The sequence below is a fragment of the Phaeobacter sp. HF9A genome, assembly GCF_011806385.1.
Classification (GTDB): domain Bacteria; phylum Pseudomonadota; class Alphaproteobacteria; order Rhodobacterales; family Rhodobacteraceae; genus Epibacterium.
In genome coordinates this window covers 19,501-29,660 of the sequence record NZ_JAATOX010000049.1, presented here as the reverse complement: position 1 = coordinate 29,660, position 10,160 = coordinate 19,501, and the positions used below count along the sequence as shown (strand labels likewise).

General features: G+C 63.1%; 8 protein-coding genes and 1 pseudogene. 3 read left to right on the top strand and 6 right to left on the bottom strand.

The genetic code is table 11. The annotated features are described in order from the left end of the window. The 5 genes from HCZ87_RS10700 to HCZ87_RS10680 form a co-directional block, all read right to left on the bottom strand. Positions 1-574 (bottom strand): queuosine precursor transporter (locus HCZ87_RS10700; protein ID WP_167643748.1); only part of this gene is annotated, 574 nt, incomplete at its 3' end. A gap of 123 nt (positions 575-697) precedes the next feature. Next, a complete protein-coding gene (locus HCZ87_RS10695; RefSeq protein ID WP_167643747.1) occupies positions 698-1,621 on the bottom strand; it encodes an esterase-like activity of phytase family protein in 924 nt (307 codons plus the stop codon). Next, positions 1,594-2,517 carry a penicillin-insensitive murein endopeptidase gene (mepA, locus tag HCZ87_RS10690; protein WP_167643746.1) on the bottom strand — a complete coding sequence of 308 codons (924 nt, stop codon included), beginning with the start codon at positions 2,515-2,517 and terminating at the stop codon, positions 1,594-1,596. Before mepA ends, HCZ87_RS10695 begins: the two co-directional genes overlap by 28 nt. Next, entirely contained in the window at positions 2,514-3,899 is a 1,386-nt protein-coding gene (locus HCZ87_RS10685) for an MFS transporter (protein WP_167643745.1), read from the bottom strand. The genes mepA and HCZ87_RS10685 overlap by 4 nt, the downstream gene beginning before the upstream one ends. A 42-nt stretch (positions 3,900-3,941) precedes the next feature. Next, on the bottom strand, positions 3,942-4,508 hold the full coding sequence (locus HCZ87_RS10680; protein WP_167643744.1) for an acyl-CoA thioesterase: 567 nt from the start codon (positions 4,506-4,508) through the stop codon (positions 3,942-3,944). Between the two features lie 134 nt (positions 4,509-4,642). Between HCZ87_RS10680 and HCZ87_RS10675 the strand changes: the two genes are divergently transcribed. The 3 genes and pseudogenes from HCZ87_RS10675 to yaaA all read left to right on the top strand — a co-directional run bounded on the left by HCZ87_RS10675 (position 4,643) and on the right by yaaA (position 7,867). Continuing rightward, the gene (locus tag HCZ87_RS10675) at positions 4,643-4,930 is read left to right on the top strand and encodes a YggT family protein (RefSeq protein WP_167643743.1); all 288 of its coding nucleotides are present in this window, start codon (positions 4,643-4,645) and stop codon (positions 4,928-4,930) included. Positions 4,931-5,033: 103 nt separating this feature from the next. Then, a pseudogene (recQ, locus tag HCZ87_RS10670) lies at positions 5,034-7,071 on the top strand (DNA helicase RecQ). Between the two features lie 31 nt (positions 7,072-7,102). Continuing rightward, complete coding sequence (gene yaaA, locus HCZ87_RS10665) at positions 7,103-7,867, top strand: peroxide stress protein YaaA (RefSeq protein WP_167643742.1); 765 nt, start codon at positions 7,103-7,105, stop codon at positions 7,865-7,867. A 14-nt stretch (positions 7,868-7,881) separates the two neighbouring features. Here yaaA and HCZ87_RS10660 read toward each other — a convergent pair whose 3' ends face one another. Beyond that, positions 7,882-10,155 carry a response regulator gene (locus tag HCZ87_RS10660; RefSeq protein ID WP_167643741.1) on the bottom strand — a complete coding sequence of 758 codons (2,274 nt, stop codon included), beginning with the start codon at positions 10,153-10,155 and terminating at the stop codon, positions 7,882-7,884. Positions 10,156-10,160 lie beyond the last annotated feature (5 nt).

The window sequence follows — 10,160 nt, the reverse complement described above, 5'->3', positions numbered from 1 at the left end:
GCGCAATCACTGCCAGCGACAGTTTCAAGCCCCAGTCGGCCACCGCGAGTGACACCCAGAGCGGCGCCATCGGCCCATGCCCCAGAAGCGGCAACATCTCCCCGGCCCAGGAAACATCGTTTGCGGGGTCAAGGAAGCTCAGCGTGCCGGAAAACGCCACGGAGAAAAAGATCAGCGTGTCCAGCGAGGAGCCCACCAGCGTCGAGGCCAGCGGCGCGCGCCACCATTTGCCGCCCCGCAGCGCGGCGAATATCGCCACATCCGAGAGCTGCGCCACCAGGAAGGCAAGGCCGGAGCCCATGGCGATGCGCAGGGTCACCAGCGGGCCGAATTCGCCCATGATCTGGGTGCCGATCAGCGAGCAGATGACGCCGACGACAAAACCGGCCAGCACCACTTTGCGTGCCGGGCCAACGCCATAGACGCGGTTGGTCACATCGGTCACCAGAAAGGCCACCGGATAGGTGAAGGCGCCCCAGGTCAGCCAATTGCCAAAGAGGAACTGAACGAGGATATTGGAGGCCACAACCACGGCGGCCATGGCAAGGATGCCAGGAAGATAGATGCGGGTCATATTGGATCCGTTTTTTAGACAAGGTCGCGGAGACTTGTGCCCATGAGGGCGTGAAAGATCGCCTCCTCTAGGCCGAGCGGGCGCAAAATGCAAGTCTCGCGCAACGATCCGCCCCGGACGGGCCTAGTCCGGCAGACGGTATTCCACCAGATCGGTGCGCAGCAGCCAGAGGAAATTGTCGTCAGAGACCATCGTCGCCCGCAGCGCGCCGCTTTGGTCGCGCCAGATGCTGAGCCCTTCGAGATTGCTATGCCGACCAAGTGGTGTATCGAGCAGGACCGTGCCGCCCTCCAGGCCAGTCGGGGTCACGGAAAAGCGGCGAATGCGGCTGCGAAATCCGATATTGGCGAACTTTCGCTCCAGCACATAAAGCGCGCCATCGGGGCCATAGTCCGCGCCGACCGGCAAGAAGCCCTCCTGTTCCGGGTAGCCGCCAAGGCCGCGCCAGCCCTTGCCTCGGGTCCAGATCCAGACCCGCGACACATCCGGTTTTCTTGACGCCCCTTCCGCGATCAGCAGCACCCGCCCGGCGGCATCCTGCGCCAGGCTTTCAAAGGAGCTGTTGCGGTGAAAACTGCGGAATGCCTTAGGTGCGGGCAGGGCGCGCACATGGCCGTCGCGATATTCCAGCACCCGATGCGGCCCCTCAAATGACACGTAAAAGGTGCCATCCTCGCCAAGGGCGAGGCCTTCGCTATCTTCGCGGTTGCCGGGCATCGGGCCGCCTCTTGGCGCTTTCAGCCGCTCGTCACGCAGGATGCGAAGGCCGGTGATCTTGCCGTGTTGGCGCAGGAGTTGCCCCTCGAGCCGGTGAGAGCGGTCCGTCAGCGCCATGAAACCCATGCCATCCGGCGTGAGCTCCAGCGCCGACAAGCCGCCAAACCACGGCGCGTGCTCATGCCAGCGAAAGCTGCCGATCAGGGTGGCGGCGGTGGTTTCGCGTTTGGTGGCGTTCCAGACTGTTGTCGCCGCCCAGGCGGTTGCCCCCAGCGCGAGCACCAGGGCGACAGAGAGCGAGGTCAGTCGGATGAGAGAACGGCTGCGCATTGTTGGGGAAGATCCGAAAGCGTGTAATCCCTACGGGGTTTAGGCTTTGGCGCGTTCGGGTCAACCGGTTTCGGCGGCGGCGGGTCGAGGATATCGGCGACCCATTGCCGAGCGTCGTCGCAACCATCTCCGGGCGGGGGCGGGGCCTGCTCGACGCAGCCGCGTGCGCCGCGCGGGCAATTCAGCCGCACGTGGAAATGATAGTGATGCCCCCACCAGGGCCGGATCTTGCGCAGCCAGCTGCGGTCGCCGGTGGCGGTGTCGCACATTTTGACCTTGGCACCGGGAAAGACAAAAATCCGCGCCACCCGCGGGTCCGATGCGGCGGCCTTCAGGATTGCCTGATGCTGCGGGCTCCAGCTGTCGTTGACATAGGCGCCATTGCTGCGGCGCAACGAGATGGAGGAGATGTTCTCCCGCTCCTCGCGGCTGAGATCCAGCCGATCCGGTGGCAGCATCCAGATATCGGCATCCAGCCCGATCTGGTGGCTGCGGTGGCCCGTCAGCATCGGCCCGCCGCGCGGCTGACTGATATCGCCCACATAGAGCCCCTTCCAGCCCGGTTGCTGCGCTGCGATCTGGCTCAGATCCTGAATGAACTTGATGGTTTCGGGATACCCCCAGTTGCGGTTCCGGCTCAGCCGCATCGCCTGCCAGGTGGGGCCGGTTTCGGGCAATTGCACCGCCCCGGCGACGCAACCCTTGGCATAGGAGCCAAGGGGCGCGGGGCGCTGTGCGGAGGCGTGCCGCTTGGCGCCGAACAGCTGCTTGGCGGGGGTGGTCGAGGCCAGCGCCTTGTTGGCAAAAGCATTGGCCGAGGTCCGCGGGCTGTCCTGCGTCGGCGCGCAGGCCGCCAGCAACACGGCGACCAACGGGATATGTCGCATAAACTTCACGCCTGATCTCCTTCACCGTCCACCCGGGTCAATAAAAGCAGACCAAGGGCGAAGAGCGCAATCACCGGTGTGATGCCGATGCGCGCGCTGCCGGTGGCTGTTGTCATCAGGCCGATCAACGCGGGTGCCAGAAACGCCGTGGCACGACCGGAAAGCCCATAAAGACCAAAGGCTTCGGTGGCGTTTTCCGGCGTTGTGTGGCGCACCATCAGGGTGCGGCTTGTGGCCTGCAAGATTCCGCCGAAGCCGCCGATCAGTACGCCGCAGGCAAAAAAGATCCCGTCCGGCAGGCCGGAGCCCTCGGCCAGGGTGACACCAAAGAATTGCGTGCGAGACATGTTGACCACAATCAGACAGACGAAACTGAGCACCAGAATGGCGGCGACAATCACCGGTTTTGGGCCAAACCGTTTGTCCGCAATCCCGCCAAGCCAGCTGAACAGCGCTGCCGAGATGGCCGCGATAACGCCGAAGATCCCGATATTGGTGATCGACCAGCCCAGAACCAGCCCCGCATAGACACCGCCAAAGCCATAAAGCCCGTTCAGCGCGTCACGATAGAGCATGGAGGACGCCAGATAGCTCGCGAGACTCCTGCGATGGGCCAGCGCCTTGACCGAGTTCACCACCATGAAGACCGCACGCCCGAGGCTCGCCGCGCCTTGGCGTGGCCCGCGTGTATCCCGAACCCAGGCGAAATAGGGCACCATGAAGACGGCAAACCAGAGCGCCACAAAGGGGCCGACCGCGCGGGTGCCCTGTTTCTGGCTGGCGTCCAGCCCGAACAGCGGGTCAAGTCCAATAAGCGTCTTGCCGCTGTCCTGCTCCACGAACAGCAAGAGCATGATAAAAAGCGCCAGCACCCCGCCCAGATAGCCAAAAGCAAAGCCGGAGCCGGACACCTGCCCGACGTCTTCCTTGGCGCCAAGCGAGGGCAGTTGCGCGTTGACAAAGATCGCAGCGAATTCCGCACCGATGAAGCCAAGGCCAAAGCTGACAAGCATCCACCACATGTTGCCGCCAGCCGGGTCGGTGAACCAAAGCCCGCCAGCGCCGACCACATAGGCCGTTGAAAACACGATGATCCAGGGCAACCGCCGCCCGGAGATATCCGCAAACGCGCCCAGGAACGGCGCCGACAGGCCAATAATCAACCCGGTAAGCGTGAGACAGAGCGACCAGCTCGATTGCGCCTGCGCGCGGGCGGCCTCGCCGTCCAGACCGGTGCTGAGAAAATAATCCGTCGCGACCGAGGCAAAAAAGGGACCAAAGACAAAGGTGACCAGCAAGGTGTGATAGGGCTGACTGGCCCAGTCAAAAAACCACCACCCCCAGATGCGTTTGCGCAAGCTGGGTGGCTGCGTTGCGGTTAGGTCTGTCATATCTGTCCCCGATGCCGGTCTTTGCGCCTGATATGACAGGGGTCAGGAGGCGCTGGCAAGCCTCTCCTCGCCGGGATCGGCCATTGGCGGCCAGGGGCGTTTGTCTTCGGCGGCGCACCAGGCCAGCACCCAATCGGGCAGCGGCGGGCTGGCCGCGTCGATGTTCAGCGCCTCCGCCACCCGCGCCGGGGCCACGATACCGCGCCTGTCGGTGGCCGCCGCCCGAAAAATCGCATGGTTGGCACAGTCGCCATTGGTCTTCCACATGCTCTGTTCCATGTAGAGAAAACGGCCATCCCAGCCGATCAGCCGGGTTTTCATCTCGATGCGCTCAAAGGCCCGGATCCGCCGCCGATAGCGAATGAAGGACCCGGCAATGGCCATGCCCCAGCGCTCTTGCCTGGTCACCTCTGCCAGCCCGGTTCGCAGTGACAGCCCCACACGCCCAAGATCAAAGAGCGTCAGCGCGCGCCCGTTGTTGAGCTCCATCCAGACGTCGATATCCCAGGGCCAGCAGCGATGATGCGACAGATGGGTGTCGAGTGCGCCAAGCCGCGGCTGGCGCCTGGCGCTCCACATCGTTTTTAGGAATCTGACGATCGGGTACATCTGAACGCTCCGGTTTACATGTTTCCTTGATGCCACCTGTTCACCGGGCGTCAACCAGCAACCTTGCGGAAGGGTTGCGAAATACGGTGCAGATGGTTAGGTCGAAGCTGAAAACAGACAAGGACCTGACACCAATGATGGCAATCTATGGCCCGCTCCAGCTGATCCTGAGCGTTGTTTACTTCATCATGATTGTGCACATCATCATGAGCTGGCTGATCAACTTTCAGGTTCTGAACCTGCATCAGCAGTTTGTGGCGCAGATCTGGTACGGTATCAATCGCATGCTGGAGCCGATCTACACGCCGCTGCGGAACATTCTGCCAAACACCCATCCGCTGGATCTGGCCCCGCTGGTGGCGCTGATCATCGTGATCTCGCTGCGCGCCTATATCCTGCCGACGCTATTTGGCTTTATGTGATCGACCGGTTGTGCGGTCCTGCCGCGCCACCGCCCCTTGCCCCCCGATTCCACCTGTGGGATTGTGCCGCTCGTAGCATGAGCAGACCAACCCACAGGCCCCAATGACCGACGCAATCCCCCTGTTGCGCGATATCTTCGGCTTCGACGGCTTTCGCCCCGGACAGGAAGAGATCGTCGACGCCGTGACCGCAGGCGAGAACGTGCTGGCGATCATGCCCACCGGGGGCGGTAAATCCCTGTGTTTTCAACTTCCTGCGCTGATGCGGCCGGGGATCACCGTGGTGATCTCGCCGCTTATTGCCCTGATGCGCGACCAGGTGCGCGCGCTGCAAGAGGCGGGCGTTTGTGCCGGGGCGCTGACCTCCGGCAATACCGAGGAAGAAACCGAAGCCGTCTGGAATTCCATCGAGGCGGGCGAGCTGAAACTGCTGTACATGGCGCCCGAACGGCTGGCGGCGGGCAGCGCCATGGGCATGTTGCGCCGCATTGGCGTCTCGCTGATTGCGGTGGACGAGGCCCATTGCGTCAGCCAATGGGGCCACGATTTCCGTCCCGACTATCTGCGCATCGGCGAATTGCGCCGGGCGCTGGACGTGCCGCTTGCGGCCTTTACCGCGACGGCGGATCAGGAAACCCAGCAGGAAATCGTCCAGAAGCTCTTTGACGGCGAGGCTCCGCGCGCTTTTTTGCGGGGCTTTGACCGGCCCAATATCCACCTCGCCTTTGCCGCCAAGGACAGCCCGCGCAAGCAGATCCTGGAATTTGCCGATGCACGTCGCGGGCAATCCGGCATTGTCTATTGCGGCACCCGCGCCAAGACCGAGGACATCGCCCGCGCGCTTGGGGCCTCCGGCCATGTGGCCTGTCATTATCACGGCGGCATGGAGGCCGAGGACCGTCGCATCGTCGAAACCCGTTTTGCCCGCGAGGATGGGCTGATCGTGGTGGCGACGGTGGCCTTTGGCATGGGCATCGACAAGCCCGATATCCGCTGGGTCGCCCATGCGGATCTGCCCAAGAGCATTGAGGCCTATTACCAGGAGATCGGCCGCGCGGGCCGCGATGGCGCGCCAGCCGAAACCATGACGCTGTTCGGCCCCGAGGACATCCGCCTGCGGCGCAGCCAGATCGACGAGGGCCTCGCCCCGGCGGAGCGTCGCGGGGCCGATCACGCGGCTGAATGCGCTTCTGGGGCTCGCCGAGGCGATGACCTGCCGCCGTCAAACCCTCTTGAGCTATTTTGGCGAGGAGGCCGCGCCCTGCGGCAATTGCGATCTTTGTGATACGCCTGTGGAAACCTTTGATGGCACCACGGCGGTGCGCAAGGCGCTGTCGGCGATCCTGCGCACCGACGAGACCTATGGCGCCGGACATTTGATCGACATCCTGATCGGCAATGCCAACGACCGGGTGCGGCAGAAACGGCATGATGATCTGTCGGTCTTTGGCTGCGGCAAGGAGCATTCCAAGGCGCAGTGGCAGGCGATTTTCCGGCAAATGATGGGGCGCGATCTGGTGCGCCCCGACCCCGAACGTCATGGCGCGCTGCGAATGACTGAACCGGCCCTGCCGATCCTCAAAGGCCAGGCCGAGATCACCCTGCGCAAGGATACCATCAAATCCGCCACCCGACGCCCTGCGGTCCGGGAGCTGGTCTCCGAAGAGGATGCGCCCCTGATGTCGGCGCTGAAGGCGAAGCGCCGCGCGCTGGCGGAGGCGCAGAAAGTGCCGGCCTATGTGATTTTCCCGGACCGCACCCTTATCGAGATGGCCGAGAAACGCCCGCAAACGCTGGATGAAATGGCTGGCATCAGCGGTGTCGGCGCCAAGAAGCTGGAACGCTACGGCGATGCCTTCCTCAGCGTGATCACCAGTGAAGCGGAGACGCTCCATCCGGCGCGGCGCAAGCTGGCCGGGCGCGCGCAGGCGTCGATCTATGACACGCTGCTGGAGGTGCAGGCGCGGTTGCAGCGGGGGGAATGCGGCACGCAGAAACCACTGACCTGCTCGGCCGCGATGCTGGCAAAAGTGGCGCAGATGCGCGGAGCGGATGAGGCCGCGCTTGCCCGGTTGCTGGGGGAGCGCCGCGCGGAACGTTTCGCCCCGGCGTTTCTGGACGTCTTGCGCGGCGCGGGCTAAGTCTGGTGTCCAGAACAAACGGAGGCAGAGAATGCTGGTTGTGACATCCCCGGCGAAAAAGCTGGACTGGGCGGAGCGGGACCTGGAGATGAGCTTTCCCGCCTTTCAGGGCGACGCGATCACCCTCGCGCGGCAGGCGCGCGACCTGTCCGTCGCCGATCTGATGAAGCTGATGCATATCAGCGAGGATCTGGCAAAGCTGAACCACGACCGGTTCCGTGACTTTCAGGACGACCCCAAACCCGCGGATCTGCGCCCCGCCGCGCTGGCCTTTGCCGGCGATACCTATCAGGGGCTGGAGGCGGCCTCGCTGGAGCCGGAGGAAATGGATTGGGCGCAGGATCACTACCGCATCCTGTCCGGGCTATACGGTTTGCTGCGCCCCCGAGACGGGATGCAGCCCTATCGGCTGGAGATGGGCTCGCGGCTGAAAACCGAAAAGGGCAAGAACCTCTATGCCTATTGGGGCAGCAAGATCGCCGAGGCGCTCAATGCCCAGGCCGAGGCGGTGGGCAGTGATGTCTTGGTGAATTGCGCCAGCCAGGAATATTTCGGCGCGGTGGATCTTTCGGTGTTGAAGCCACGGGTGGTGACGCCGGTCTTCATGGAGGACAAGCCGGGCGGGCCCAAGGTGGTGAGCTTTTATGCCAAGAAGGCGCGTGGCGCGATGACCCGCTATATCATCCAGCGTCGCCTGACGGATGAGGCGGCTTTGACCGAGTTCGACGCCGGCGGCTATGCCTACCAGCCGGAGATGTCCAGCGCCGACGCGCCGGTGTTTCTGCGCAGGGGCTGATCGGCGCCTGCGCGTCAACCCGTGGCGCGCAGATCACTGTCCTGGGGCTCTGGGGACAGGGCCCCTTGCGGCAGGTTCTTGATGATCCGTTCATAGATCAACGCCTTGCGCAGGGGTTTGGTCAGATAGTCATCCAATCCTGCGGCAAGGATTCCGTCGGCATCCCCGTCCATGGCATGGGCGGTGAGGGCCACGATCTGCACCCGCCGCTGGCTGTTTTGCTCCAGCGCGCGAATGGCCTGGGTGGCCTCTTTGCCGTCCATCTTCGGCATTGAGATATCCATGAAAATCAGATCGGGTTCAAAGCTCTGATAGAGTTCGACCGCCTCCAGGCCGTTATTGGCAAAGCGCAGGTCGATGTTGAGATCTTTCACCATCTTGCGAAAGACCAGCTGATTGGTGCGGTTGTCCTCGGCGGCGAGGATCCGCATCAGGCGCTGGTCAGAGGGAGGCGCGTCCTGTGTCGCAGCCGGTGCAGGTGCCGCGGCTCCGTCGGTTGGCAGAGAAGGCGCCGAGGCTGTGCTGTCAGCGTCCTGTTCCGCCAGCGCGGAATCCAACGCGGGTGGGGTGTTGAGCGCCGCAAGGGCGCTGAACAAGGCACCGCGCGGCAGCGGTTTGAGCAACACACCGGCAAAAAGATCGCGGATTGAGGGGTCCTGCGCATCCGCCGGATCCGAGCTCAGCAGCAGGGCCGGGACATCCTGCCAGGCTTGCCGCAGGCTGCGGGCGAGCTTGAGCCCATCCATGCCGCGCAGGTTGCGATCGGTGATCACCAGATCCACCTCGGGGGTCATCGCGTCCAGCGCTTCGGCACCGCTGGAGACCGGGATCACCGTGAGGCCCAGCCGCTGCAACTGGCGATTCAGGATTTCGCGGTTGATTTCCATGTCGTCGACGATCATCACGCAGGACAGGTCTTCCGGCAGTTCCGGGGCGTTGATCTGGCTGCCATCGGCGACAACCAGCGGCAGGCGGAAGCCAAAGCAGGAGCCCTGGCCAAATTCGCTTTCGACCCAGATTTCGCCGTCCATCAGCTTGATCAGCCGTTCGGTGATCGCAAGGCCCAGCCCGGTGCCCTCGAACTGGCGGTTGGTCTCATCCTCGACCTGGTTAAACTCGCCAAAGATATGCTGGATCTTGTCCTCGGGGATGCCGATGCCGCTGTCCTCGATCGAGATATGCAGCATCACGGTATTGTCTTCGGGGTGCGGCACCCCGGTGATGCGCGCGGTCACATGGCCTTCATTGGTGAATTTCACCGCATTGCCGATGAGGTTGGTCAGAATTTGCCGGATGCGCCCGGGATCGCCGATGAAATTCGTCGGCATGAACAGGTCATAATCCACCAAAAGCGTCAGCCCCTTGTCGCGGGCATTGGCCTGAAGCAGCATGATCACCTCATGGGTGCAGGCCTCCAGATCAAACGGCTCCGGGTGCAGGACCAGTTTTTCCGCCTCGATCTTGGAATAATCGAGCACATCATTGATGATCACCAGCAGCGCCTCGCCGGAATTCTTGATCGTCCTGGCGTAGAGCTGTTGTTCCTCGCTCAACGGCGTGTCGCTCAGCAATTCGGCCATGCCGACGACGCCGTTCATCGGGGTGCGAATCTCATGGCTCATATTGGCAAGGAAGGCGGATTTCGCCCGATTCGCGGCCTCGGCCCGTTCCCGCGCGGCGCGTAGCTCTTCCTCGTAATGCACCGTCGCCGTGATATCGAGCGCAAGGCTGACCACATCACCGTCGTGTCCGCGCTGGTCGATGAGCTTCAGATAGCGGTCGTTCCACAGCCGAACCACGGTGGGTTCCGGCATCGGCGACATCCAGCGCTCGGTCATCATGGCGCGCCAGGCACTGGAGGAGAGCTCCTCGGTGTCGATCAGCCCCTCGTCGGTCAGCACCTGAAGAATGCGCACGTAGGACACGCCGGGCGAGACTTCCTCGACCCCCTCGAAGATATTGAGATAAGCGGTATTGGCGCCAATCAGCTTGCTGTTGCTGTCAAAGAACGCGAATCCATCCTGAAAGGCCTGGATCGAATGCCATAGGCGGCGTTCCGCCTGCTCGACCTTCTCGTTGGCGGTGTTGAGGTCGCTTTTGACCTTTTCATTTTCGTCGCGAAAGGTGGCGATTTCGGCCTGGGTGGCACCAATGCGTTTGGTCAGCGCGAGCGCATGGCGACCGAGTTTGCGGTTCGCATCGGTCAATTCCGCCTGTTTTAGCTCCAGCAGCCGTTCCGCAGCCAATCGGGCGCGGCGCTCCTGTGCCAATTTTTCAGCAAGCGACATGCGCG

What these genes read in the sequence shown, in the direction of transcription:
- HCZ87_RS10695 (WP_167643747.1), bottom strand. Translation starts at nt 1,621, where the DNA reads ATGCGCAGCCGTTCTCTCATCCGACTGACCTCGCTCTCTGTCGCCCTG.
- HCZ87_RS10685 (WP_167643745.1), bottom strand. Translation starts at nt 3,899, where the DNA reads ATGACAGACCTAACCGCAACGCAGCCACCCAGCTTGCGCAAACGCATC.
- HCZ87_RS10680 (WP_167643744.1), bottom strand. Translation starts at nt 4,508, where the DNA reads ATGTACCCGATCGTCAGATTCCTAAAAACGATGTGGAGCGCCAGGCGC.
- HCZ87_RS10675 (WP_167643743.1), top strand. Translation starts at nt 4,643, where the DNA reads ATGATGGCAATCTATGGCCCGCTCCAGCTGATCCTGAGCGTTGTTTAC.
- yaaA (WP_167643742.1), top strand. Translation starts at nt 7,103, where the DNA reads ATGCTGGTTGTGACATCCCCGGCGAAAAAGCTGGACTGGGCGGAGCGG.
- HCZ87_RS10660 (WP_167643741.1), bottom strand. Translation starts at nt 10,155, where the DNA reads ATGTCGCTTGCTGAAAAATTGGCACAGGAGCGCCGCGCCCGATTGGCT.